30 protein-coding genes are annotated in these 23,659 nt (G+C 65.4%); 2 read left to right on the plus strand and 28 right to left on the minus strand.

Annotated elements, in window-relative coordinates; genetic code table 11:
- Positions 1 to 34 precede the first annotated feature (34 nt).
- From D571_RS14575 to D571_RS0105360, 9 genes are read right to left on the minus strand one after another with little or no spacing between them, the layout of a single operon-like run.
- Positions 35 to 169 carry a hypothetical protein gene (locus tag D571_RS14575; RefSeq protein WP_018935641.1) on the minus strand — a complete coding sequence of 45 codons (135 nt, stop codon included), beginning with the start codon at positions 167 to 169 and terminating at the stop codon, positions 35 to 37.
- Entirely contained in the window at positions 169 to 528 is a 360-nt protein-coding gene (locus D571_RS0105325) for a hypothetical protein (protein WP_018935642.1), read from the minus strand. Before D571_RS0105325 ends, D571_RS14575 begins: the two co-directional genes overlap by 1 nt.
- Positions 525 to 926, minus strand: a complete 402-nt coding sequence (locus D571_RS0105330; RefSeq protein WP_018935643.1) for a hypothetical protein — start codon at positions 924 to 926, stop codon at positions 525 to 527. Before D571_RS0105330 ends, D571_RS0105325 begins: the two co-directional genes overlap by 4 nt.
- Positions 919 to 1,890, minus strand: a complete 972-nt coding sequence (locus tag D571_RS0105335) for a hypothetical protein (RefSeq protein WP_018935644.1) — start codon at positions 1,888 to 1,890, stop codon at positions 919 to 921. Before D571_RS0105335 ends, D571_RS0105330 begins: the two co-directional genes overlap by 8 nt.
- Positions 1,887 to 5,462: a phage tail protein gene (locus D571_RS0105340; RefSeq protein ID WP_018935645.1), complete on the minus strand. Its 3,576-nt coding sequence runs from the start codon at positions 5,460 to 5,462 to the stop codon at positions 1,887 to 1,889. The genes D571_RS0105335 and D571_RS0105340 overlap by 4 nt, the downstream gene beginning before the upstream one ends.
- On the minus strand, positions 5,455 to 5,868 hold the full coding sequence (locus D571_RS13580) for a C40 family peptidase (RefSeq protein ID WP_018935646.1): 414 nt from the start codon (positions 5,866 to 5,868) through the stop codon (positions 5,455 to 5,457). Before D571_RS13580 ends, D571_RS0105340 begins: the two co-directional genes overlap by 8 nt.
- Positions 5,861 to 6,715: a DUF2163 domain-containing protein gene (locus D571_RS0105350; protein WP_018935647.1), complete on the minus strand. Its 855-nt coding sequence runs from the start codon at positions 6,713 to 6,715 to the stop codon at positions 5,861 to 5,863. Before D571_RS0105350 ends, D571_RS13580 begins: the two co-directional genes overlap by 8 nt.
- Complete coding sequence (locus D571_RS0105355) at positions 6,712 to 7,341, minus strand: DUF2460 domain-containing protein (protein ID WP_018935648.1); 630 nt, start codon at positions 7,339 to 7,341, stop codon at positions 6,712 to 6,714. The genes D571_RS0105350 and D571_RS0105355 overlap by 4 nt, the downstream gene beginning before the upstream one ends.
- Complete coding sequence (locus D571_RS0105360) at positions 7,338 to 9,320, minus strand: hypothetical protein (protein ID WP_018935649.1); 1,983 nt, start codon at positions 9,318 to 9,320, stop codon at positions 7,338 to 7,340. Before D571_RS0105360 ends, D571_RS0105355 begins: the two co-directional genes overlap by 4 nt.
- Before the next feature lie 46 nt (positions 9,321 to 9,366).
- On the opposite strand from D571_RS0105360, the gene D571_RS0105365 reads away from it, so the two are divergent.
- Complete coding sequence (locus D571_RS0105365; RefSeq protein WP_018935650.1) at positions 9,367 to 9,564, plus strand: hypothetical protein; 198 nt, start codon at positions 9,367 to 9,369, stop codon at positions 9,562 to 9,564.
- On the opposite strand, the gene D571_RS14240 is transcribed toward D571_RS0105365, so the two are convergent.
- The 16 genes from D571_RS14240 to gpW are packed head-to-tail and all read right to left on the minus strand — an operon-like array spanning position 9,536 to position 19,323.
- Positions 9,536 to 9,847 carry a DUF1799 domain-containing protein gene (locus D571_RS14240; RefSeq protein ID WP_024328862.1) on the minus strand — a complete coding sequence of 104 codons (312 nt, stop codon included), beginning with the start codon at positions 9,845 to 9,847 and terminating at the stop codon, positions 9,536 to 9,538. The two genes, D571_RS0105365 and D571_RS14240, sit on opposite strands and share 29 nt — an antisense overlap.
- The gene (locus D571_RS14245; RefSeq protein ID WP_018935652.1) at positions 9,844 to 10,209 is read right to left on the minus strand and encodes a hypothetical protein; all 366 of its coding nucleotides are present in this window, start codon (positions 10,207 to 10,209) and stop codon (positions 9,844 to 9,846) included. The genes D571_RS14240 and D571_RS14245 overlap by 4 nt, the downstream gene beginning before the upstream one ends.
- A complete protein-coding gene (locus D571_RS0105380) occupies positions 10,209 to 11,360 on the minus strand; it encodes a phage tail tube protein (RefSeq protein ID WP_018935653.1) in 1,152 nt (383 codons plus the stop codon). The genes D571_RS14245 and D571_RS0105380 overlap by 1 nt, the downstream gene beginning before the upstream one ends.
- Before the next feature lie 14 nt (positions 11,361 to 11,374).
- The gene (locus D571_RS0105385; RefSeq protein WP_018935654.1) at positions 11,375 to 11,788 is read right to left on the minus strand and encodes a hypothetical protein; all 414 of its coding nucleotides are present in this window, start codon (positions 11,786 to 11,788) and stop codon (positions 11,375 to 11,377) included.
- Positions 11,785 to 12,081, minus strand: coding sequence for a hypothetical protein (locus D571_RS0105390; protein WP_018935655.1), 297 nt, complete (start codon positions 12,079 to 12,081; stop codon positions 11,785 to 11,787). The genes D571_RS0105385 and D571_RS0105390 overlap by 4 nt, the downstream gene beginning before the upstream one ends.
- The gene (locus tag D571_RS0105395) at positions 12,078 to 12,644 is read right to left on the minus strand and encodes a phage tail protein (RefSeq protein ID WP_018935656.1); all 567 of its coding nucleotides are present in this window, start codon (positions 12,642 to 12,644) and stop codon (positions 12,078 to 12,080) included. The genes D571_RS0105390 and D571_RS0105395 overlap by 4 nt, the downstream gene beginning before the upstream one ends.
- The gene (locus D571_RS0105400) at positions 12,641 to 12,940 is read right to left on the minus strand and encodes a hypothetical protein (protein WP_029681210.1); all 300 of its coding nucleotides are present in this window, start codon (positions 12,938 to 12,940) and stop codon (positions 12,641 to 12,643) included. Before D571_RS0105400 ends, D571_RS0105395 begins: the two co-directional genes overlap by 4 nt.
- Entirely contained in the window at positions 12,930 to 13,394 is a 465-nt protein-coding gene (locus D571_RS13920) for a DUF1353 domain-containing protein (protein ID WP_018935658.1), read from the minus strand. Before D571_RS13920 ends, D571_RS0105400 begins: the two co-directional genes overlap by 11 nt.
- Positions 13,391 to 13,816 carry a hypothetical protein gene (locus tag D571_RS0105410; protein WP_018935659.1) on the minus strand — a complete coding sequence of 142 codons (426 nt, stop codon included), beginning with the start codon at positions 13,814 to 13,816 and terminating at the stop codon, positions 13,391 to 13,393. Before D571_RS0105410 ends, D571_RS13920 begins: the two co-directional genes overlap by 4 nt.
- Positions 13,813 to 14,361 (minus strand): hypothetical protein, encoded by a 549-nt coding sequence (locus D571_RS0105415; RefSeq protein ID WP_018935660.1) that lies wholly within the window; start codon positions 14,359 to 14,361, stop codon positions 13,813 to 13,815. The genes D571_RS0105410 and D571_RS0105415 overlap by 4 nt, the downstream gene beginning before the upstream one ends.
- A gap of 3 nt (positions 14,362 to 14,364) precedes the next feature.
- Complete coding sequence (locus tag D571_RS0105420; RefSeq protein ID WP_231363043.1) at positions 14,365 to 14,712, minus strand: hypothetical protein; 348 nt, start codon at positions 14,710 to 14,712, stop codon at positions 14,365 to 14,367.
- A 5-nt stretch (positions 14,713 to 14,717) separates the two neighbouring features.
- The gene (locus D571_RS0105425; RefSeq protein WP_018935662.1) at positions 14,718 to 15,743 is read right to left on the minus strand and encodes a major capsid protein; all 1,026 of its coding nucleotides are present in this window, start codon (positions 15,741 to 15,743) and stop codon (positions 14,718 to 14,720) included.
- A gap of 15 nt (positions 15,744 to 15,758) precedes the next feature.
- Positions 15,759 to 16,130, minus strand: a complete 372-nt coding sequence (locus D571_RS0105430; protein WP_026287607.1) for a head decoration protein — start codon at positions 16,128 to 16,130, stop codon at positions 15,759 to 15,761.
- Between the two features lie 15 nt (positions 16,131 to 16,145).
- Positions 16,146 to 17,483 (minus strand): S49 family peptidase, encoded by a 1,338-nt coding sequence (locus D571_RS0105435; RefSeq protein WP_018935664.1) that lies wholly within the window; start codon positions 17,481 to 17,483, stop codon positions 16,146 to 16,148.
- A complete protein-coding gene (locus D571_RS0105440; RefSeq protein ID WP_018935665.1) occupies positions 17,480 to 19,078 on the minus strand; it encodes a phage portal protein in 1,599 nt (532 codons plus the stop codon). Before D571_RS0105440 ends, D571_RS0105435 begins: the two co-directional genes overlap by 4 nt.
- Positions 19,078 to 19,323 carry a gpW family head-tail joining protein gene (gpW, locus tag D571_RS0105445; protein WP_018935666.1) on the minus strand — a complete coding sequence of 82 codons (246 nt, stop codon included), beginning with the start codon at positions 19,321 to 19,323 and terminating at the stop codon, positions 19,078 to 19,080. The genes D571_RS0105440 and gpW overlap by 1 nt, the downstream gene beginning before the upstream one ends.
- Before the next feature lie 360 nt (positions 19,324 to 19,683).
- Here gpW and D571_RS14250 point away from each other — a divergent pair, with 360 nt between their 5' ends.
- On the plus strand, positions 19,684 to 20,427 hold the full coding sequence (locus tag D571_RS14250) for a hypothetical protein (RefSeq protein WP_156002695.1): 744 nt from the start codon (positions 19,684 to 19,686) through the stop codon (positions 20,425 to 20,427).
- Between the two features lie 222 nt (positions 20,428 to 20,649).
- Here D571_RS14250 and D571_RS0105450 read toward each other — a convergent pair whose 3' ends face one another.
- The 3 genes from D571_RS0105450 to D571_RS14040 are packed head-to-tail and all read right to left on the minus strand — an operon-like array spanning position 20,650 to position 23,595.
- Positions 20,650 to 20,958 (minus strand): helix-turn-helix domain-containing protein, encoded by a 309-nt coding sequence (locus D571_RS0105450; RefSeq protein ID WP_156002698.1) that lies wholly within the window; start codon positions 20,956 to 20,958, stop codon positions 20,650 to 20,652.
- 2 nt (positions 20,959 to 20,960) lie between these two features.
- Entirely contained in the window at positions 20,961 to 23,084 is a 2,124-nt protein-coding gene (locus D571_RS13590) for a terminase gpA endonuclease subunit (RefSeq protein ID WP_018935668.1), read from the minus strand.
- Complete coding sequence (locus D571_RS14040) at positions 23,077 to 23,595, minus strand: DUF1441 family protein (protein WP_018935669.1); 519 nt, start codon at positions 23,593 to 23,595, stop codon at positions 23,077 to 23,079. Before D571_RS14040 ends, D571_RS13590 begins: the two co-directional genes overlap by 8 nt.
- Positions 23,596 to 23,659 lie beyond the last annotated feature (64 nt).

Genomic DNA, 23,659 nt, shown 5'->3' on the forward strand with positions numbered 1-23,659 from the left:
TAGCTGCTCGACATTATAAAAGCGTAACCGACTATTAAACGGTGATGCTGTCCTGCGGCAGGTCGGGGGCTTCGTCTTCGATGCGGCCGGCGCGGACGTAGACGCTGGTGCCGGCGGGCTGGTCGCCGCGGACGCGCTGTTCGCCGCCGCCGACCAGTTCGACGGTCACTACGACAGCTTCCACAGCGTGTCCCCGTCGTAGTAGAACCATCCGGCAGTTTCCGGCGAAACGTCGAAACTGTCATCACCGGCGACGACAGTAATGGAGTAGGTATCGCTGGGGTTGAGGATCACGAACGGGCGCCGCACATCGGGGACGCCGAATGTCGCGTCCTCCGTCAGTTCCTCGTCAGGCTTCCATGCGAAGTGCATACGGAACGAATCCTCGTCGGGGCCGCCTTCGCCGACGTCCCATTCACCGAGACCCGTCAGCGCGCGATCCAGCGCATCGAACGCTTCGTTCGCGGTCACTTCCTTCTGGTCCTGGTTCGCGGCGATGTGGCTGATGTTCAAGTTCGGGCTGCTCATTGCGGGGCCTCCGCGACGATGTTGTTGGATTCTGCTTCGGCTTCGCCTTGGCCGTAGGGGTTCTTTGCGATCACACGGACTGAGACCTCATGGCCGGCGTCTGCCGAAGTCAAGGTATACTCCGCGTCGGTCGCGCCCTCGATCGTCTCGCCGTCGCGCAGCCACTGATAACCGAACTCCTGCGGGTCGCGCGTCCATTCTCCGTGGTCCGTCACGGTCAGCACATCGCCGACGTCATAAACGTCCCGCGAAAGCAATGCGTAGCCGACCGCGCGATGGGATCCGACCACGCCGGGCGGCGAAAGCAGGGCATAGCCGACGGCCCTTTTCGATGCCATGACCTCTGGAAAAGCCAGCAAGGCATAGCCGACGGCCCTGTGACTCTGGATCTCAGACATCGCGCGTCACCAGCCCCAGCTCTGCGTTGTCGATCTCGTCGTTGGTCCAAGCCTGCCCGGTTTCCGGGTTTGTCTCCCATACGAACTGATGGTTGTCCCAGGTCGATTCAGGGGCCGCCTGCCCGGTCTCGTAGTTCTCGCCGTCTACACGGACCACGCCGGCCACCTCATCCGGTCCGCCTTCGCGCTGGATCGAGGCTTTCAGGATCAAGGCCTGCACATCAAGGTCCTCGAAGTCGGCCTCCGCGATTCGTTTCAGGGTAAACGTGGACACTTCGCCCGCGGTGTCGCTTGAGATTATATCGCTTTCGGGGGTGTCGCATGCGTTAATATCTTCGACGGAGCCGTCCCAGTCCTGCTTTTCCCCGTTGCCGTCGAGCTCTACGGTACGCAGGCGGTGGCCCCGCAAGCTGAAGTCAGCGGCAATAACCTCAGACACATACACTTGATTGAAGGAAAGCCCCGACGTCGTAACAAAGATCCGAACCTCGTCAATATCCCCATAGTCGCTAGTGTCCAGCTCTTCGCTGGCTACAAGGCCTTCGTTGAGATACCACTCGATGCCACCGTCTTTGACATGGACCATCGGGAAATTGGCCCCCGCCTCATTGAACGCGACCCCCTCCACTTCCTCCACAAACACCCAGTTTTCGCCGTCGTGGTATGCGGCCTTGAACTTCTCGTCGTCCCCAATGATCCCAGCAACCGGAGAACCGTCAGCCCGCAGCTCTATGAGGGCATATCCGTCGGCGATGTCGCCCTCAGCATGATCCATGACAACCCGGGCTCGCGCGCAAACCTCAGCGGATGCGCTGAACTTCGCCGACACAAACTCGTCGCTCCCGCCTCGAATCTCCACCGCACACCGAGAAAGGTCCCCGGACTCCACCGATCCGGTGTCTGTGCCAGAAAAGTCGAGCTCGTCGAAATCGCCGGGTTCAGACCCTACAAACAGAATCGTCATTGCACTTTCTCCATTACCGGGAGCTCAATGTTGGTCGGCGGGCTCCCATCGGCCAACAGTGTTGCTTTTGCGGCCCGGCCGCGGCCGACGGTTTCGCTGATCTGGTACACGCGGACATCGACCGAATCCGGCACCGACTCGAAGTCCTCGATGGCATGCGACCTCGGATAGAGCGCGCTGGGTTCGTCGGACTCCAACGTGCGCAGCACTTCGCCGTCCCCGTCGAGGATGTCGACCTCATACCGCTCCGACCGCTCCGCCAGCGGGACAGTGCCTGTGCCGTCGCGCCAGGCGCCGCCTGTGCGGGTGCGCCGGACCCACGTTATGTTGATGCCGTCCATCGTCCAATCGCCGGCGATATGGACCGGGGCGTAGGGCTTCTTGTCCGCCCCGGTAATCGTCCGGGCGCGGGTGTCCACGTCCTCGAGCGACTGACCTCTCCCCACTCCTCGATAACGGATCTGGCGGCCCACCATGTCGACAGGCTCGTGCCACATCGTCCCGGCATCGGGCATCAGCACGACCTTCGCGCCTGCGCGATGCTTGAGGTTGTGCTCAGTTCCGCGGCGACCTCGCAGCAGGTGGCTCAGCCGCACGATGCCCGCCCCAATCTCCTCCGCATCGCGGTACTGGATGACCTCGCAATCCCCGTCCGCGTCGACGATCAGGGCGGCGTTCCTGCCATCGAGGACCTGTCGTTCCGTGCGAGACTGGACCTGACCGTCCGGGTCGTAGGCTCTCACCTCGATAACGGTCTCGCGATCCCACACCCACGGACTCGGCGGAGCCCCGATACCCGACCGCAGCGACCCCATCACCGCCGGGCTCGACGTATGGGCGGCCCGGTCCCAGTCGACCCCGTCCCGCGCTCGCATCAGCGCCAGCGACCGCCACTTTCCGTCCGATGCCGGACTGGCAAACAGGTAGCGGGTGGTCAGGGCCTCTCCCGCCTCATCCTCGTCCCGCAGAAGCGGGGCCTCCGGGATCGCGTAACGACCGGGGACATCCGCCTCGACCCGACCAACGCGTGCGCCCCCGAGATCAGCCGTCACCTCCGAGCTGTAGGCCTCCGGCACATGACGGGACGCGGTGCAGCGGATCTCCCAGTTCGCACCGACCTCCGCCTCCGTGATGCGTGCCAGAGCGTATTCGCCGCCCGGCATCGGCAGGCGCACGAGATCGGTCGGATCGTAGGCGAGGAATCGCGCTGGGAGTCGGAACTCGAAGCCCTCGCGCTCCGTCCATGCCGCTGTCAGCGCACGGTCCGCCGCTTGCCGCCCCTGATCGGGATGCAGCGCAAGCGGCAGGTTGTGCGTCACGCTGGACCGGGCCTCCATCGACGGGTTCGGCTGCGCTACACGGCGCACTTGCTGTGCCGCCTCTTGGTAGTCGGACTCCTGGTCCTGGAACTTCATCGTTACCGAAGCGGGTAGATCCACCTCCTGAACGCGCTCGATTTTCACGGCATCGCCGGAGTCGGACAGCGGCACCAGGTCTTTGTCGGTCAGCACCGTGGCCTCGTCGCCGCCGCGGGCGCGCGGGCGGAATACCAGCGTGCCGTCGGACTCCACCGCGTCGAAGTTGAACGCTTCCATCACGGGCTCGATGCCGTTCCGCAAAGGCGTCTGCCGCGTGATCGCGTAGCCTCGCACCTCCGGATCATGGATCTCGGACACGTCGACATCGGTGATCCCCGCGCGCTCGCACAGACCCTCCACGATCTCCGCCGGGGTCGTGCCTTTGCCAGAAGCTCGATCCAGCAGGAAACGGCTGGCGAAGCCGTAGTCTGGCCCCCCCCATCCCGCAATGCTGTCGCTGGCGGGGTCATAGGACATGGCGTGGTACGAGTACACAGCGCCCCCCGACGGCCAGCAGTCCGTCTTCGTGACGACCCTACCGGAGCGCAAGTCGATCTTGACCACCCAGTCGCCGTGCTTCCACGCCATAAATCGCCCTTCGGTTCGGGTGGTAGCTACGGCGTGGTTCACATCGTAACGACGCAGCCCTCCGGAGCTGCTGAAGAGACGTTCGGACACCCACAGGACGCCGCTGTCGCCGCCGAACTTCACCGCATACAACCCCTCGGGGTTTTTCTCCGGGTCACCGAACTCCAGACCGACCAGGAACACAATGGCGTCATCAATCGGGTCGTACACCCCGCGGTTCGGCTCCCGAGTGAACTTGACCGCCCCCACGTCATCCGGGGACAGCGCCCACTTTCCAGTGAACTCCAGGCGGTAGGATATTCCGAGGGGCCCCATCTCCATGTGAGCCGTCATGCGCTCGATCGGGAGGCGGGTCTCATGCGTGTTGTTTGCCCCGCCCGAACGCAGGATCCAGGCGTCTCCGCTTTGATCGCGCTTGCCCTGGATGATCTGCCGGCACTGCGTCGCCTCGGTTTCTCCCGAGTCGAAGCGGCCAATCCACTGCATGGAGTCGGCGTCGATCGCACCAATGACCGGGGTGTCCCACCGGCCGGACCCAAGCAATATCGTGCTCCACCCCTGATCTTCGGCCGAAAATGCCTGAATGAACCCGAACGCCGTGGAAATAGTGAATCCGCCGGAGTTTATAGAAAGGCTAATCGCCCTGGATCCGAACCGATCGACGGCAGTCAACGAATCCGGGTCGATTTTCATCAGCGGGTTGGTGTTGCCGGCCCCGAACAGCGAGTACAGGTAGCCATCTGGCCCAAAGATCGGGTGGTTAGGCGATGTGTCCTCGTCAATACCTGACCCATCCAGTACGGCGGGATCGCTGAGGATTTCCTCGTTTGTCGCCTGGAACTCCTCTTTCAGTGTGCGCAAGTTGAACCTACGCAGCCCGTCCCTGGACCGAAGAATGAGCATGTTATTGCGCCAGTCCACGTTCGCCTGGCTGTGCGTCGAGGATGTGAACTCCGCGTCCGGCAGGGACTCCCCCTTGAGGGCCGGGCATGCGGAGTCTGACTTGAACACCACCTCGCATGTAATCATCGGAACGCGGCGCCCGAAGCTGTTGAGGGGCAGGTCCTCGAATACGATGTACCCGAGGCCGCGGAACGCGGGGACGTTGCCCTCGCCCTCGTGCGCCTCGATCAACGGGTCCGGCATCTGCTCTTCATCGCCCGGGTAGACCCGAAACTGCAGTCGGCCGTCGAAGGACTGGTCAACAGAACCCCCGGTGCGATCATGGATCAGCTTGCCGTCGGCCCAGATGCGGGTGACGCCTTCGATGGGTCCGGCCGCGAGCCCGATGGCGAACGAGGCGTAGTAGCTGTACTCCGTCACCTCGACCTCGTCGCCGCCGCCCTTTCCGCCCTGGGTGGTCGTGTCCGACTCCTCGCGCAGCTCGGTGGCCCAGATGCGGTTCCCCGCGGTGCGGAATGACCCGAAGCCCACAGGTATGGGCTCCCCGTAGGCCGCGGTCGACACGGACAGGTCTTCGAGCCTCGGCCCCTCCTGCTCGTGCGTGTCGGTGAAAAGGTAGCTGCCAGCCGCCGACCCCAACGCCCAGCCGACTTTCGCCCCTGTGGGGCCGCCAACAAACCACCCGACCGCCGCGCCGACACCGCCCAGAACGAGGTCAGCCATGCTTCACCTCCAGGCGAAACACGCCGACCACGCGCTCGGCCCAAGGGGAGACCAGCGGTTCCTCGATCACCTTCCGGCGGTGGGCATGGGCGTGGATGATGTGAGGCGCGCCGCGCTTCTCGGACTGTATGCCGACGTGCAGGGTCTGCGCACGCTCAGCGATCACGAGGACATCCCCCGGAGACGCGTCTTGGAGGTGGACCCGGGGCAGCAGCCGGTCTAGCTCGCGCATCAGGCGCGTGCCCTCCGGCCGACGGCCGTAGTCCGTGCGGTCGTGGTGCGGCAATCCGAGGGCATCGGCCACCATCACGACCAGACCGAGGCAGTCCACGCCGGCCGGGCCGCGCCCCTGGTGCCGCCAGCGGGTTCCGAGCCACTTCCGCGCTTCTGCAACCGGTTCAGCCATCGGGGTACTCCATCAGGGAGTCGTTGCCCGGGATGAACGGCTCGCCGCGGAAGTTCAGCACGTTGTCGAACCGATCGCGGCAGGTCTCCAGACGCTTGTCGCAGCCGGCGTAGATCTCGAACTCGTCCCCGGCTGCCGGCGTGTACGATGGCGGGAACGCCAGGGTAATGGTGTCCTTCTCGAGATCCACGGCCGTGACTTCGATCACCTTGCCCTCGTTCTGGCCGCTCGTCCATGTCAGCACGCCGTGCTCGAAGATGCTGGCGTCCACCCCGTCGGTATCGCTGATCGAGGCCTCCAGCGTCAGATCGGTCCCGGGGCCGAGGATCACGCCGGTGTGCGTCCACTCGGACAGGTCCACCTTGCAGCGGTTGTCTCCGAGGTCGGCGCGGCAGTTCGGGGTGTAGCTCTCGATGATGTTCTGCGCGAGGGCTTGCGTCATGCCCCGCAGGCTGGTGTGCCAGTGCCCCTCCCGGGACAGGGTCACGTCGCCGATCCAACCCCGCCGGAGGTTGATGCGTCCGGCATCCGGATCCTGCCAGTCGACAGCGAACACGCGCAGCTCGGCGTGATCGTAGAGCCCGGCGCGGATATCCTCGGCGGTGATCGTGTCCGTGCTCAGCACGCCGTCGAGGTCGGCGTTGTCCACGGACAGGGCGCCGGTGGTCGCCAGGGCGCTCCGCGTGTACCCAGTGCGGGCGGCGTAGGTCTCGCCATCGACGGTCAGGTCGTGGTCGTGGTCCGTTGCCCGGATCACGAATCCGTCCCGGCGTTCGAGCCGCCAGCAGGTTGCCAGGGTCGTGACCTCCTGCTCCAGCAGGTCGGCCAGTCCGCCGATGTCCTTCATTCGCGCACCCCCAGCAGCCGGATAGACGGAATCGTCTGCAGATGCTGGAGATCCACCATCGCCTCCATCGCATCCTCGGCGAACCGCACCGGCACGTCGAACTCGAACGTCGCCGTCAGCTCCTTTTCCTCCGGCGGCTCACCTTCCTCTGGCTCCGGCGGCACCGAGTCCCCGCTGATCGTGACCTCGCCGGTGCTATGGTCGACGGACACGTCCCCATCAGGGAGCGCCTGCCCGTCGGCGTACACCGTCACAGTGCCCTCCACGGGCCGGGTGATCCTGCGGGTGTACGCGGGGTCGCCGTAACGCTTCACGAGCTGGAACTCGGTGCTGTCGTAGCGCAGCGTTCCCAGATGCTGATCCTTGGCCTGGAAGTCCCCCCAGTCCTTGAACCTGAACCCATACGCGCGGCCCATGCGCGCGCGGAAGAACGCCAGCACCGACTGGATGTCCTCGGCGTCCTGTAGCCCGTATGAGATGTCGTACTCGGGGCGCTCCTGCGACCACTCGACGTTGCGCTGTTCGTGCCCGCTGGCCATGGTCACGACGTTGGTCAAGAATTTCGGCCCACCCACAGCACCGCGCTCAATTCGCTCGGGTAGCCGGATGTCGTGGAAACTGGTCATAGGTTCTTCCTCGAAGCCCTGGCCATCGCAGCCTGCGTGCGCGCCATGACCTGCGACTCGCTGCGCCGGAAGCTGTCGGCGTCCTGTGCCTGGATGTTCATGTTCACGGTAATACCGCCACCCTGCCCGCCACGGCGTTCGCGGGTGTGATCGGTAACGGTCTCATTCGGGTGCAAAATCGCTGGGAATCCGCCTTTCCCGTCCACACCGCCAGACCGCGGCCCGGGGCCGGTGTACCCGCCGCCGTCGAACGATTCCATCGCACCGCCAATAGCCCCGATGAATCCGCCCTGCTCGGACATCGCCCCGCCAATCGTCTCCAGAAGCTGACTGGCGAGCAGGTCGGCCACCATCCGATCAATCGTGGCCTTGAAGTTGCCGACAAGGTCGTCCATCTCGCCCTGCATCGCGTCAAAGAAGAAGTCCGACATGGACCGCTGCATGTTGCGCGCAGCCTCCGTCCAGAACTCCTCTGCCGCGCTGGAAGCTTCCTCGTTGCGGTCCGCGAAGTCATCCATGCTTTCCTGCGCGTCCAGGGTGGCGCGGGCGTAGGTGTCCCAGCTGATGACCCCGGCGTCCAGCATGTGGTCCAGACGCGCCATCTCCTGGTTGAGCTCTTCCAGGGGCGTGCGGGTCTCCTCGTATACCCGGGAACCCTCCTGTTCGAGCTCGCGGTAGGCCTCCGTCTGTTCGCGGATCAGTGCGACCTGCCGCTCCATCTCCCGACTGAGCCATCCGGGTCCGCTCTCGCCGGAGGGGGCGGATCCGGCGTCATCGCTCTCCGGTTCGGGGATCGGCTGAGGCTCCGGAGCGGAACGTCCGGTGGGGATATCCAGCGGCTCGATACGCGGGCCCTGGTCGCGCGTGCCCCTCTGTTCCTGCCGCTCGTAATGGCGCTGGATGGCGCGGTCGATTTCCTCGAGCTCCTGCTCGAGCTCGTCGCGCGAGTAGTACTGCACCAGACCGTCGCGCCCGAAGAACCGCAGACGCTGCCCCATCCCCGCGATGCCCTCGAGGTTGAGCATCGTCTCGATGCGGTCGCTCTCCTGTTCGAGACGGGCGATGTCATCTTCCGCGATGCCCCCGGTCCGGGCGGCGGCGCCCTCTGCAGCCCACTTCGTGAGATCCGAAGTGACGGACAGGAAGTCGAGACCTTTTTCCGCCGCGGTGGCCAGCGCATCCGCCAGCTGCATGTACGAGTCGGCGTTGTCGAGGATCTGCTGGTTGAACCGGCTGCTGATGATGTCCCGCATCTGCGAGAGCTGATCGTTCGCCGCGCGGGCATTGGCCACGGTCTCGTTGTCCAGAACCCGGCCCTGTTCGCGCAGGGCGTCGATCTGTTCGTCCAGCGCGTCGGAACCCTGCCCCAGCACCGCGGCCAGCCGGGGGCCGGCGTCCTCGCCAAACATCTGCGAGGCGCGCGCGGCGCGCTCGGACCCGCTCTCGATGTCGGCCAGGGTGCGCAGGGATTCGCGCAGCACGTCGTCCGTGCTGCGCATCTGCCCATCGACGTCGCGGATCGCGATCTCCAGGTCCTCGAACGTGCCGGCGGCGGCGCCCGTGCCCTGGTCGGCCAGACCAAGGCGCCGGTTAAAGCGGCGCAGCGCACCGCTGGTGACGCCCTCGGCAATCCCGCCAAGATCCTCGAACGCCTTGGTCAGCTCCTGATAGGTCTCCGCGGTCACGCCGCCTACGTCGGCGGCCTCGCTGATGGCGGCGGTCTGTTCGATGACGTTGGATGCGGTGCGGCGCAGAAGGCTCACGCCGCCGATGCCTGCGAGCGGGCCCAGGATACGGCGCACGCCACCCATGCTCTGAGCCCACACGTCCCACTCGCGGCGCGACCGGCGAATGGTCCGGTCCTTGCGCTCGATCTGGCGACCCAGACGCCGCAGCTCGCGGTCCGTCATGTGCATGGCGTTGACGGCGCCCTGCGAGTCCCCCGTCAGGCGGACGCCGAAGCGAACCTCACGCGCCATGGGCTACACTCCCCGCATTATCCCGTTCGAATCGTGAGGCATCGACATGACCAAACCCGCCGGCGTATTCCTCCAGATCATTGGCGTGCTGATGATCCTGTACGGATTCACGGAGGCCGCAGAGGGCGGCAGCCAGTGGCCGATATGGGCCGGTCTCGGGCTCCTGGTGTGGGGCGGCATCGGCATCCGCAAGCGGATTGACCAGGAGACCGGTGTCACGAAGACTGACGACGATCGGAAATGATCCGGAGCGTGGCTGTTTCCAGGTGCTGAACGCGCTCGAAACAGTCATCCGGGTCATCCGGGCCGTACCGCCGCAGGGCCACATCGACGCCGGCATAGTCGAGGCCGGTGGCGCCGGCCATGCCCACTCTCCACTGGGTCTGGCAGCGCAGGAACACCTCCACTGCATCCCAGTTCTCCGGCCATACGTCGATCGGTTCATCCCGCTCCTCTCGCTGCCTGAGTGCCGCTTTCAGTTCCGGGGATAGGTTCTGGTCGTCCGCCGCGCGCCCCCGGTCGATCAACCTGCGCGCGACGTCTTCGAGTTTTTTGCCGCACCACCCCCGGTCGATACCTCCTGCAGCGCCCGCTCCAGGGCGTGAAGCAACGGGATGGACTGTCCCAGGTACTGCTCCAGGGTCTCGCGCGAGAACGGGATCGCCGCGCCGGTGTCCGGGTCGTGTGGGCCGCTCCAGTCGACCACGTGTTCCAGCAGCAGCCCGACCGGGTCGGGCCGGCTCCCGGCGGAAAGCTGGTTCACCTGATCGGTGGAGAGCGGCCGGATCCGTGCCTCGAACTCATACGTCTCGGTCTCGCCATGGTCCGCGGCCTCCACCACCTGCACCGGCCACCACACCGGGGCCCGTTCTTTCCGGAAGGCGCGCATCAGGAGTACACCAGCATCAGCTCGTCATCCTCGCCGGTGGCGCGGAATCCGAGGTCATATGTGGCGATGCCGTTGCGGCTGTCGTACGGCAGCTGGGTGTACTGCGTGCGCGGCATCACCAAGCGGACACGTCGGCCCGCTCCGGTTCCGATACCCGCGGCGATGGCCACGTAGTTGCCCTGCGACCAATCCTTGTACGGGTTGAAGTCCCCGAGGCCGGTCACCTCCGGGTCCACCGATCCTGTGGGGTCGCGCTCGGTGATCAGGAAGCCCCGGAACCCGTCTTCGGCCTGCATGTCGTTACGCGGCTGCACTTCATTCGCCATGTCGGCCTGCACGGAGTTGACGGCCACCTGCTGCATGTCGAGGTTGCCGATGGTCATCCGGGCACCCAGGGCGGGCGTGGGCACCTGGTCAAGGTATTCCCCGGAAATGGGGCCGCCCGGCGCGGGCTCCAGGTACTTGCCCGACAGGGTGAACGTGATCTGCGGGATCTCCGCGCGGGTGATATTGAGGGAGAACGTGGCACGGGCCCCGGCCACCTTGTGCAGGTTGCCGTCGAGGTCGTAGCGCAGGTAGACCGAATCCTGGTCGTTCGGGCGCGGGGAAGCGGGCCGATATACCCAGGCGTCCGCAGCGGCATCCACCGTGCCCGCCGCCTCGCTGTCCTCGCCCTCCAGTTCGTCGCTGGCGTCGGGCATCGCCTGCAGGTCGCGCAGGTACAGGGTCTTCTCTTCCGGATCCCAGTCCGCGACGGTGCCCGCGGTTTCTTCGGCGGTGGTGTTCTGCACGGTCTCGCCGCGCTTGAAGTCGCCGGACACGCTCGTCAGCACCAGACGCGCGCCGTCCTCGCGCTCGAACGCGGATGCGCGCAGCAGCACGTCGGTCTCCGGGACCTTGAGTTCGTCGTTTTCGTCCAGGCCGGCGCCGCGCAGCTCGAGCGGCAGGCTCACCTCCTGCCGGCGGTCCACCACCACATGGCCCTGCGGGGACAGGGTGTCCCGCACGGTGTCACGGGTGACGGTGTTGCCCTCGACCGTCAGCGAGAGGTCGCTGTTCGGCAGCAGGGCGACGCGGTCGGCGCCCGGGTCCTTGCCGTATTCGGTCTCCAGCGCGACGTCGACGAATCGTTTGCGGATCAGCTTCGCCATTGCGGTGTCCTCGGTTACTGCGCGCCACCGCGCAGGTGATCGGTGTATCGGAAGGTGTCCTGCCAGCGGTCGATACCGGCCTGCGGGGCCTGGGCTTCACCGCCGGCGTATTCGAGCTGGATGGCCGGGTCGGGCTGCCAGCCCAGCAGCGCCTCCAGAACCTCGGTGCGCAGGGCCTCCATGGGCTCGCCGGCTTCCTGCGGCGGATCGGCCATCAGCAGCACGGCCACGGTGCGGGTGCGTGCCTGCCGGACCATGCCGGCCACGCCGTCTGCCTGCGCCGCGGTGTCGTTCGAGCGCAGCACGAACGCCGCGGGCAGCTCGCCGTCGACGTTCTCCACTTCGCTCAGGTCGCGCAGCAGGCGGGCACGCCCGGCCAGCGCGGGGCATTCGGCGTTCAGTCGGTCGACCAGGGCCTGCAGCTTCACGACTCTTTCCTCCCCAGCACCACGGTGGTGATGTAGCCGTCGTCCGATTCCTGCCGGTCGACGTACCAGGTGCCGGTGGACAGGGTGATACGGTCGCCGCTGCGCGGCTTCACCTGGCCGCTGCGGAAGTCGACGGTGGTGCGGCGCACGTACACGCCCCCCTCTTCCTCCGCGGGGGCGTCGAAGTGAGGCACCGCCTTCATCGACACCGGGTCACCGTCCGCCGGCAGGTACGTGGCGTCCTCGCCGAAGGCGTTGGCCATGGCGTCGTGCATGGGTCCGAATTCGATCATCGGTTGGCCCTCGCGACAGCGCGGTCGATCCGCCGGCGCAGTTCGTGTTCCAGGGTCGAGAGGTAGACCTCTTCGGCGCGCTGCAGAACCTGCCGCTCGACACCGGACTCCTGCAGCATCTGCGGTACAGCGGGGCCGAACAGCTGTTCCACGGGCAGCCGCGCGGACCCCTCCCGCCGGAACAGGCGGCTCGAAGGCATGGAGCCCTGGCCGAAGAACCCGCCGGACAGCAGGCGGCGGCCGGTGGACCGGCGGACGTTCAGCGTGACCCCGCGCCGGGTCTGGCGCGCGCCGAAGCGCGACAGGGGCAGCCGGACACCGCGGGACTCGATCAGCGCCTCGGGACGCGTCCGGCTCGCGCGCGTGATACGGAATGTGCCGCGCACCTCGGCAGCGGGCACGTTGTAGACCTGTCGGATGGCGGAGCTCGCGCGGGTTCGGGTTGCCGTGGTCGCACGGTTGAGCGCCCGGGAGATCGAATCCGGAACGATCCCGATCGACACCTCGCGCGCGATGCGCTCGAGCTGCCGGATAGAGGCGCCCTGCGTGTCGAGCTCGATCACGCGGCACCCCCGATTCTGCCGATCAGCTCGAGGCCGCCGAACGCGCCCAGCAGGCCCCCCAGCGCTGAGGCAAGGACCATTGCGCCGGCGGCCTTCCAGCGGAGCTTCTCCAGCTCCTGCACGCGCTCGCGGAGATCCTTGATCTCCCGGGCATGACCGTTCATACGGTCGGCTCCGTTGCTCATGCGCTCTTCCACCCGCGCGAGGTTGGTGATCGCCTCGGCCATCTGATCGACCTTCGCGTCGAGCTTGTTCATGCGATCCAGGACCACATCGACCACTCGATCATCTGACATCCAAGCCTCCATCGGTTGTCTTGGGTGCAGCGGCCCGGCGCGTGTGCCGAGGACCCCGACGCCAGGCCGCCCAGCCGCCGATGCGCACGCCGGCGTAGATCGCCCAGCGGTGACGGCGCGAGACGCCCTCTGCCACCATCGCGTCCAGGAAGATGCGATCCGCGGTGCGGCGGGTGATGGGCAGGTTGTCGACGGCCTGCGCGTGGTACAGCCAGTCGTGCAGCGCGGCGCTCTGCTCTGCCCGGCCCTTCAGCCAGGCGTGCAGGAACGGGATGCGCGGGACCGAATCCCAGTCGAATTCGAAGCCGGCCGGGATGCGGATCGTGCGGTCGATGCGTTCCGAGACGAACCGCGCGGGCCGCACGGTGCGGGACCAGCCCGGCCGCACGGCCTGGGTCACCAGGCGGTCGAGCCAAGCATCGCCGATCAGGGGATATCCGGACGGCATGATCATCCCCGAGACTCCACCCGAGCGGCGGCGTCATCGATCCAGTCGATCACGCGCTCCACGCGTTCGACGTCGTCCGGATCCAGCAGGCCGTCGCCGATGCGGGATTCCAGCTCGGCACGCAGGGCGCCCAGCAGTTCTGCCAGCAGGGTGGCGTCGGCGAGGTCGAGGTCATCCCAGGGGATTGCATCCTCGACTGCCTGCGCCAGGGCCTCCAGCGTGGTCTCCCCGGTGGCGACCGGGCGGATTTCCACCAGCACGTGGCGGGCGCGTTCCGCGCGGAGGCTGTCGTCCCCCAGGTAGCGCAGGGTCGCGTACTGCACGGCGGCGCGGGCACCGCCGCCCATGCGCTCGAGCGTGGCGCAGGCGCTCAGGCCCGCGGCCGCAGCCGAGGCCACAGCGGTGGCGAGAAAGCTTCGGCGGTTCATGCGTGGGCCTCCAGCATGTCGGCGATCAGCCGGTGATAGCGGGCGGGCTCATTGGCCTGCAGCACGTACTCGATCGGCTCGCGGCCGTGCCCGACCCAGGGCACACGCTGCGGCCGGGTGTCGATGTGGAACATGCAGTAATCGCCGGGCGTGCCCCGTAGCATCAGCGAGTCATAGATGCCCAGGCCGCCCACGGCCGGGTGGCGGCGGGCGATCTCCAGCACCTTGGCGGCGTGGTCCCAGTGCACGTAGAAGTCGGTCGCACGCGACAGGCGCTCGCCGCCCTGCGTGCTGTGCTGGCTGGTGCCCTCCGACCGCACATGCGCCCCGGGCTCCGGCGACGGATAGAACGGCACCCCGGCGCTGGTGCGCAGCTGGGACAGGACCAGGATCACGGATGCCTCGAGCTCGGAGAGCACGCCCTCGGGCCACTCTTCCGGCTGGAGGGCGTCGGTGACATCGTCCTGCCAGTCGAGTTCCGAGGCCGGGATCATCCGCCCGGACTCGATCTCCGGCAGGCGCTTGTGCAGGCTGGTCAGACTCACGGGTCAGCCCTCGCCTTCGGCCCGGCCGGAGATCTCCGCCTTGATGGCGTCGACCAGCGTGGTGCGGCCCTTGCCGCCCTCTTCCCGCTCCCGGAGCTCGACCAGCTTGCCGTCGCCAAGATCCGGCAGGATCTCGACGATCTGGTCGACGTTGTGGGCCAGGATTGCATCAGCGGCCGCGTCCAGTGCCGGCTTCGCCGATTTGGACCGGGACGCCGCGGGGTCCTTGTACTCCCGCGCAAAGCCGCGCTCGATCAGGCTGCGGGCTTCGGCCTCGTTCAATTCGGTGACCTCGCCGGGGGCAACATCACCCCCGGCGACCACCAGCGTCACAGTGGCGGTGATCTCCATGGTGGTCACCGCACCGTGACGCACATGGAGTGATTGACGCGGGTCGGCACCACCAGGGGCGCGGACTGCGACATCACGTACCGGACGGCCGGATCCTGTTCGACCCAGGATTTCGGGAAGATCGGCACGGCCTGGTAGCCGGCCGCTTCATCCCGGATGGCGCCGAACGCCTGCGCGCCCTCGAGCGCCTGACCGGACAGGATCACGGTGTGGCTCGGCAGGATCGGCTTTTCTTCGCCATCGGCCGGGTCGATGTACCAGTCGGCGTACAGGAAGAAGTTGAAACCGTCGACGGTGCCCATGTAGGTGCCGCCCTGGGCATCCGGGCCGCCCATCGACATGAGCGAGTTGTCGACCCAGCGCAGGTCGAGGCGCTTCTTGAAGTCCTCGTCCTGATTGAGCTGCTTCCAGGCTTCAACATCCAGGGTGACGTCGACCGGCTTCGCGCCGGAGGCCTGCAGGGCTTCGAGGGCCCACTTGTTCAGGTCAGCCAGCGGAGACACGCCACTCTCACCCCACCGGTCCTCGCCGGTCAGGGTCTTGGTCAGGCTGCTCTTGCGGCCGAAGTCGACCACCTGCGTCGGGTAGTCCGCTCCCTGAACAGTGACCTGACCCTTGCGCAACGCCTCAGACGCCATGACCTCCATGCGGCGCCAGACCATTTCGTCGTGCTCCATCATGGTCTGCACCATCAGCATCTCGAGACGCTCCATCGGGCTCATGGCCCCGCCAATGGACTCACCGGCCGCGCGCTTCAGAGGACGGTTGGGATCCCACGGCGTCTTGGCCTTGATATAGGCGGGCTTGAAGGTCTTGGTGGTATGGCCGCTCGCCTCCACCACCTTGCCGGCCACGACCGGGGACACGAACGGCGCAAGCCGACGCGTGCGATCGATCACGTCGAAGTGGATTTCCTCGCTGGTTTCGGTCTGCTCGAACGGGAAGAACCGATCCAGGAGGAAAGTCGACGGGCGCTTCAGGCTTTCCCGAATGCCCATCATGTAGTTTGTGGAAAAGAGCATGTTATCCATTGGTCAGTCTCCTGATCAGGCGGCCTGGACCGGCATGAGGATGATTCCCTTCTCGCGCAGGCCCTCCCGGATGCTCTCCAGGTCGTGACCGTCGCCAAGGGTGAGAGCGGGCTCGGCAAAGTCGCCGCGGCTGTAGGCGATCGCGGCGGTGTCGCCGCCGGTGGCGTCGACGTCCTGCGCGAGGATCAGGTCCGGCGTCTCGCTGCCGTCGTCAGCCGCAGACTTCGAAAGCAGGTGTTTGCCGTCTCCGTCCTTGCCGATGACGGCACCGCGCTTGAGTTCCTGCCCGTCCTTCACGGTGATGGAGCGCGCCACCAGAAGGTGGGCATTGCCGGCGACGAGAATGTCGTTCTCGAAGTCGGAGCTATCGAACATTGCGTGGCTCATTGGTCGTTCCTCCGGTTAGTGGGCCGAGCCCTGGAAACGGGCGACGGCGGCCTTGGCCGCGGCGCGTTCGTCCCAGTCGCCGGATTCGGTGTCGGCGCCGATGTCATGGCCGTTGGTGTGGGCCAGGCTCGGCAGACGGCTGGTTTCGAGCGTGGCCGGCACCGGCGCCGCATCCATCACGCTCTTGGCCACATCGAGGGACAGGCCCTGTTCGATGCAGGTCTTGGCCATGCCGATGTCGCGGCCTTCGTCCTGGGCATGCGCCAGAATCCCGGCGACGCGGGCCTTCTCTTCCTCGCGGCCCTGTTCCAGGCCGGCGGCCAGACCTTCGGCGTGCGCTTCGGCGCGGGCGGCTTCGAGGGCTTCGTTCGAGTTGGCGGCATCGGGCTGCTGGGTATCGCCCGCCGCCTTGGTCTTGTCAGTCATGGTCATGTCCTCTGCGCTGACGTTGGCCCGGGCGGCTTGCCCGGCAGGGAGTGCCACAGACCGCGTGGCCTGCAGCTCGGAAAGCAGCTGGTCGAAAGTGGCGACCCGATCCGCGAGACCGGCCTCGACCGCGGCCGGGGCGCGGTAGGTGCGCGCCTGGGTGCCGCGCACGTGTTCGGCGGTGAGGCCCCGCCCATCCACCACGGCCTGGACGAAGTCGCCATAGAGCGAATCGATTTCGGCCTGGAAGTCCGCGCGCACGGCGGCCGGAAGGGGCTCATACGGGTTGCCGTCGACCTTGTGGTCGCCGGCGAAGATCTGCGTCACCTCGATCCCGTCGCTGTCGAGGGCGCGGGAGAAATCGACGTGGCGCATCACCACGCCGATGGAGCCGACCAGACCGGTCGGCGTCACCACGATTTCGTCCGCCTGCGAGGCGATCAGGTAGCCGGCGCTGAGCGCGAGCGTGTCGACCATCGCGATGACGCGCTTGCCGCCGGCCAGGTCCCGCAGCGAGGCGGCCAGCTCGAATGCACCAGAGACCTCGCCGCCGGGTGTGTCCAGGTTCAGGGCGATGGTCTCCACCTGCGGGTCGTCCGCGGCGGCCTCGATGGCCCGGGCCACTTCCTGGTAGCCGCGGATGAGCATGGAATCGGCAGTCATGCGGGTGCGGTGCGCGAGGCCGCCGAACACGTCGATCCGGGCCAGGCCGGCGCCGTGGGCGTAATAGACCTGGCCGGTCCGGTCATCGGCGCGCCGCACCCCCGGTTGCGTGGTGAAAAGCGAGTCATCGCGGCCGTGATCATTCAGCTCGGGTTCGGCCCCCAGCAGACGGCCGCCAAGGCCGGCGATGATCGCGTCCAGTTTCTCCGGGTGCATCAGCAACGGGGTGTTGAAGATGCGGCTGGCGAGATGGGGGTACTTCATTCGGAGGCCTCCGGGGTCGGGTTGGCGGCCGCGCCGGAGGCCGGCGGATCGTCTTCGCGCTCCGGGGCCACGGGCTCGTGCATGACCGGCCGCTCGGTCAGATCCGTCAGGCCCAGTTCCTGCGCCTTGCGGCGCTCGCGCGCACGCTGTTCCAGCACCTCTTCCCAGTCCTGGCCCTGTTCCGCGGCTTCGTCCTCGAGGGTGGAGAGACCGGCCTCCATGCGGATCTTGGCGGCGTTGGCCTCTTTCACCGGGTCGACCCAGCCACGGCCGGAGAAGACCCAGCGGCAGCGGGAGTAGGCGTAGCGGTTGGCGAGGTAGTCGGCGTGGGATACGCCCGGCAGGCGGCCAGCCCATGCGGCCTCTTCCATCCACAGTTCATAGATGGGGCGCAGCCAGTGGTCCTTGATCCAGCGCCGGCGGCCCTGGAAGTAGCGCCAGGCTTCCAGCAGGGCCGCGCGGGCGCTGCTGTAGTTGGTCTTGCTGAAGTCCTTGAGCAGCAGCTCATACGGGATGTTCAGACCCGTGGCGATCTGCCGCATGGTCGACTCCATGAACTGCTCAAACGCCGGGTTCGGGCTGGACGGGTTGAACGCGCTCATGCGGGCGCCAGCCGGAAGCGGGATCACCGACGCGCCCTGCAGGCGACCGTGGTATCCGGACAGCTGGTCCTTCCAGGCCTGGCTCGGGTTCGAACCGAACAATTCGGCGGCGGCGTCCGGCGAGAGGTCGGACTCCAGGAACGCGGCGATCATCGATTGCGCGACGGCCGTTTCCAGGTGAGCTTCGGAGTATTTCCCGGCCAGCCGGAATTCCTTCATCACGCTGGTGACGATCGGCTTGCCACGGCTCTGCCCCGTGCGTTCCTTGTCGTGCAGGTGGATGACGCGCTGTAGGCCATCCGGCGTAAACCACGGGACGCGGTCATAGGCATAGGGCTCGCTGAGCCGGTGCCATCCGAGGCGATCGCCGGGATGCGTGCGCTGGATGTAGGCCGCGACCGGCGCGCCATGACGGTCGAGCTCGATCCCGCCGCGAATATCGACGCGGTGATAGAGTTGCGGCGGCGTGGCCAGACGGTCGGATTCGATCAGCTGGATGCGGGTGTTCCAGCGGTGGCCGGGCCGCGGGACCCAGACCGGGAGCGCCACCGCGTCCCCGTTGAGGAACGCGGCCCCCAGGGCCTGCAGGGTCAGGCCCAGGAGATTCATCTGCCGACCGGCATCGGCCTCCACCGTGTTGGCCCAGGACTCGAACTCGGTTTCGTTGGCCTTGGACCATTCCTCGGCTTCGTCCCGCCCCCAGCCGAGCATGCGATAGTGCGGCTTGCTCGACAGCTTCAGGGTGTTGCCGACGATGTTGTCCTTGAGCGTCTGGATACCGCTCGAGGCAACGCCATTGTTCCGGGACAGATCGCGGGAGCGCGGGATCAGCGTGGACAGATCCGGGATCAGGTCCGAATCCGCCGATCCGCCGAACGGCATCCACTCACGCATAGTGCGCTCGGTCGGGTCCGCCGCGGTGTGGGCCGCGGCTTCCGCCTCGGGGCGCTCCGGCGCGGCGTGCTCGGCCAGGTTGCGGCGACGGCCGGCCATCAGCCGACCCCCAGGGTAATGGGGCCACGACCGGGGCGGCCGTTTTTCTTCGCGCGGATGGCGCCGCTCAGGGCCTGGATGTAGGCCTCGAGGCGCGCGGGCTCGGAATACTGCACCTGCCGGTCGCCATAGCGCAGGGTGACCGACCGCTTGCCGGTGTTCAGCGCATGGAGCCCGTCCAGCGCTTCATCGCGCCGCTTGCGCAGCTCCGAGAGGGGGAGGTGTTGAAACAGTCCAGCGTCCATGCGTGGACCGTAACCCCGCCCGTTCGGACAATTTTAGGTGACAATTGTCTTAGGAAATGACGCCCGCACCGACTGAAACACGCATAATGGAGTCTCGCTTCCACATGGTAACTATAACGTAATCGGTCGCAACAGAACGAGCGCGTTGCGCAGCCGACCGTCACCCATACTCTTTCTCTAACTCATAGCATTATGCTTGGAACGGTCAACCCTGAGGCCTCTTCCAGCGGCGCCGCTTGCTTCGCCTTCAAAGTTAAGTCGTTTCACCTATTCTGTTAACCTAGGGGGGGGGGGCAACCCCGACCATAAAAAACCGTAGTACACGTCAATTGAACAGAGACCTCAAAAAGGACCCCGAAAATGAGTTCAGATCTATTTAAGGCCAAACTCGGTCGATCGCTCATAGAGATTCAGCAAAGGTTTCACCAAAAGTCGATTGCTATAGCCGACTCTGCCATGATTCTTGTTAGCAGCCATCTATTATCTCTTGACGAGGACGACCTGAGCGATCCAGAGCTGGCAAAGTCGTTTCGCAGCCTAGAAAGCAATTTAACAAATGCCGGTATGAACATAGAAAACCACTTCGCCGGAATGCTCTTGACGAGTGTTGTTACAGAAGTGGAGACCTATCTCATAGATGTTACCAAGATATTACTCCTATACTATCCACACAAAATTGGCAACAAGCCATTCAAACTCAAAGACGCACTTAATAAGACACGGGACGAGCTGGTTCTAGAGGCGGCTGAGAAACATCTCCAAAGCTTGATGCATAAAAGCCCAAAGGAGTATCTAAAAGACCTTGCCGAACTAATGTCTATCAACCCAAGATTGGTCGAGGAAAGCTGGCCATACTTCGTCGAGGCAAAGGCGCGACGAGACTTAGGTGTTCACAACAACTGGAAAGTCAATCCAACTTACAGAAGAAAGGTTGAACAAGTAGGTTTTTCACTGAGTGAGACGGACGGTATGTTTCTTTTTGCCGATAATGAATATCTGCTCGATACGATGAACCATTGCAACCGCTTGGTAGCATCAATCGGGGACCAGCTCCAATCCCAGTATTCGTTACATATACAAGTGGACTCTGGAGATGATTCTTGATCCATTCTAACTTCAGAATACTTGTCTTTCTTCGCGAACTGATGGCAAATCAAACTGAGGTAAAGCAGCACGCGAGCGGCTCGAGTGAAAAGCGCAGCACGGACAGCAATGCCCTACGGATGAACCGGAAACGACGTTTCCATTTATTAGATTGCACCATCGAAACAGGGGCCCTGTGGTGGTACAAATGGCACAAAGCACGTTTCCAGCCATAACCGGGCGTTACGAAGGAGTTTTAGCAGAGAGTGAGGCGTTACGCACCCAGCGCTGAACGGTTCGCCTGGACACACGAAACGTTCGAGATACCTCCTGGATGGATCGACCCTCTTTCAGCATATCGATAGCCCGTTCGCGCGCGGGTCGACCGCCCTGCGGGATGTAATGCGTGTCTCCTCCAGCGCGCATCTGGACCCGCTCCGAAATGCTGCGCGCCAGGTCCCGAGCCATGCGCTGGTCGAGCGGCGAGAACCGCTGGATACAGGTCTGGGCTTCGTGTTCGATGATTTCCAGGAAGTCGTTCTTCTGTTCCATGGTCATGTCTCGCTGAAGGGGATCGGGGAGAACGGGTCGGCACGCCTCGGAGATTCAGGCTCATTCTGGGAGTCACGCTCGGCGTTTCTGGAGCGGCGGCTCTCCGCAGCTTCGCGCAGGGCGTTGGAGTGCAGTTCTCTGGCCCAGGCCGGCGGCCTGTCCCAGTCCAGCCGGTTGCGCTTTCGCGTCAGCATGTGGTCGAGCAGAGCCCTGGTCATGGCGCACAAGTCCAGTGCCTCGTTCCGCTTTCGCACCTTCTGGTACTTGCCGTTGGCCTGCTTAACCTCGGCCCGCATCTCGTCCCAGAAATCCGCACGCAACCAGCTCCCCAGGTGGATCTTTCCCGGTCCCGAATCCTCACGATAGGCGCCGTTCAGAACCGCATCCTTCAGAGGGTTGGGGTTGCAGAGCAGGAACCAGACCGTCCGCGATCTGCCGGCCGACTTGTCCGAAGCCTTGGACTCCTTGACCGGCGCCGAACTGGACGAAGATGCACCTTTGTACAGCCAGGCTCTGCTGCGCAGCGCGTTGGGGAGAGACAGCCACCACGCGTAGGCATTGGCGGTCACCCCATCTTCTCCCCCGGTGTCCACGATGATCTCCGCCACGCGCAGCTCTTCTCCATCGACCGGTGTGCGGTATGTGGATGAAAGCAGATCCGTCAGAACCTCCCAGTCCTCCGGATACCTCGCGGGGTCGATCTGGGCGCAGCCGGATGACCTGGAACCCGGGCGCTTGCTGTCCCGGATGTCTCTGCGGTCGATCACCCACTGCTCATGCTCCGGGGCATGCGCGTGCGCCTGAATGACGAACCGGGAATCCTGACCGCCCTGGACGTCGACTGCGACGGTCACGAACCGGGCACCCTGGTCGGTTGGGACGATGAACTGCGGGAAATCCTCGGACAGCTCCGCCAGCTCGGCTTGGCCAGCCTCGCCTCGCAATGACCTCGGAAGATAGGGCTCCGCCTGATCGGTGTTGGTGGTGGTTCGCAGCGTCAGGTCCGAGCCGGACAACGCGTACTCGCGCAGCCCCTGGAGATATCGCAGGATGATCGACTCCCAGTTCTGGTAGGCCGCTGCCACGCCACCCAGCCAGTAGCTCGCAATGCTCGACTCCACCGCTTCACCCACCATCTCGCCATCCCGGGTCACGCTCATGCCATCCATCACCCAGCGGGCAGTGCGAATATCGTTGAGATGGTGTTTCCACTTCGCCTCGATCTGGCTGCCGCAGTGCGGACAGCACACGAATGCGTGCTGGCGCGCCATTCGCTTCAGATCGAGGCTGCGCACGGACTCCAGGAGTTCTTCCTCCGGGGGCAGCGTGGCGAACAGACTCAAGCCCGGGGCGGCCTCGAAATACTCGGAACAGTCCGGGCACTGCCAGTACCAGCGGCGACGGTCCCCCCGGTTGTAGATGCCGATGATGCCCGACGCCGGCGGACCTTCGTGGGGCGTCCCCGGCTGCCAATGTGGGTCGACGTACTCACGCCCCGGGCTGGACTCCACCATGCACATACCACGCGACAGGTAGGTCTGCGTGCGCTTCACCCCCAGTCCAAAAGGGGCCCCCTCCCCGTCTACGTTGTCGGGCATGCGGTCGTAGTCGGTCAGCGCGACGTAGCGGTAATCCGAGGACGCCAGCTGAGTCGCGCTCGGCCAGCCGATCTTGATCCACATGCCGTGGCGGGTCAGCTTGTCGTGAGTGTTGTCGTCGTGCCCGCGGGTGCTGATCAGGCGGTGAATCTCCGGGCTGTGACGGATCGCCCGGTCTACGCGAATCTTGCTGTACTCGCGCGCCTTCTCCTGGGTCATCTGCGTGATCAGCATGTCACCCGGGTCGTTCACGACGGCATGCGCCAGCCATCCGTCCAGCAGACCGAGGGTCTTCCCGGAGCGCGCCGGCCCGACAAAGCAGACCGCCTCATGCTGCCGGCTGGCGAGCATGTTCATCGGCTCGACCATGTACGGCGTCTCGCTCGCCGACCAAGGTCCGGAATACCCACCCGGCTGCCTCAGCACCAGCGTGCGCTCCACACCCTCGGCCACGGACACCTTGCGCGGCGGCACGAACGCATGGCTCGCGCCGCGGATCACCGGCCACGGCGAGGCGTAATCACCCATCAGTCACCTCCGGTGCCTCGACCGGCGCCAGCGCGCCAAGCCGCTCTACCAGGTCATTCATCGTCTCGTGGATGACCGCTTCCGCGGCCTCGGCCGAAGCCGGATCCAAACCGACCCGGCGCTCCAGGTTGTCCGGCATGGCCAGAAGCGACTGCGCGATGGCGGAGAATGCCGTCGCCACGGACGCCTCCACCTCGGATGCGGGGATCAATTCCCGATCACGCACCTGCAGTTCGCGGCGCATCTTCTCGCCGTCGTACCACTGCTTGCGCTCTCCTGGAGGGAGGGTTTCCGGGTCGATATCGCCTTCCGCCGTTTTGGCGGAGTATCGCCATTCGGCCACCTGACGCAGATCGAGAACCCAAGCCACTCCGCGCGACCCACGCTGAACCACCGGGCAGCCCTCACGGATCCACTTCTCCAGGGTGGGCAGCGTGATATCGAAGAACCACGCCGTCTCCGCCTTGTTGGCCCTCCGGCACTCCGGAATTGTCTCCGCTACATCCGCCATAGACCCTCAACGAAACAAAGCACAGGGCATGCCAAAAACTGTCGAAATTCGCGCCTCTCCGCAC

This window comes from Thioalkalivibrio sp. ALJ24 (assembly GCF_000377785.1).
GTDB lineage: Bacteria > Pseudomonadota > Gammaproteobacteria > Ectothiorhodospirales > Ectothiorhodospiraceae > Thioalkalivibrio.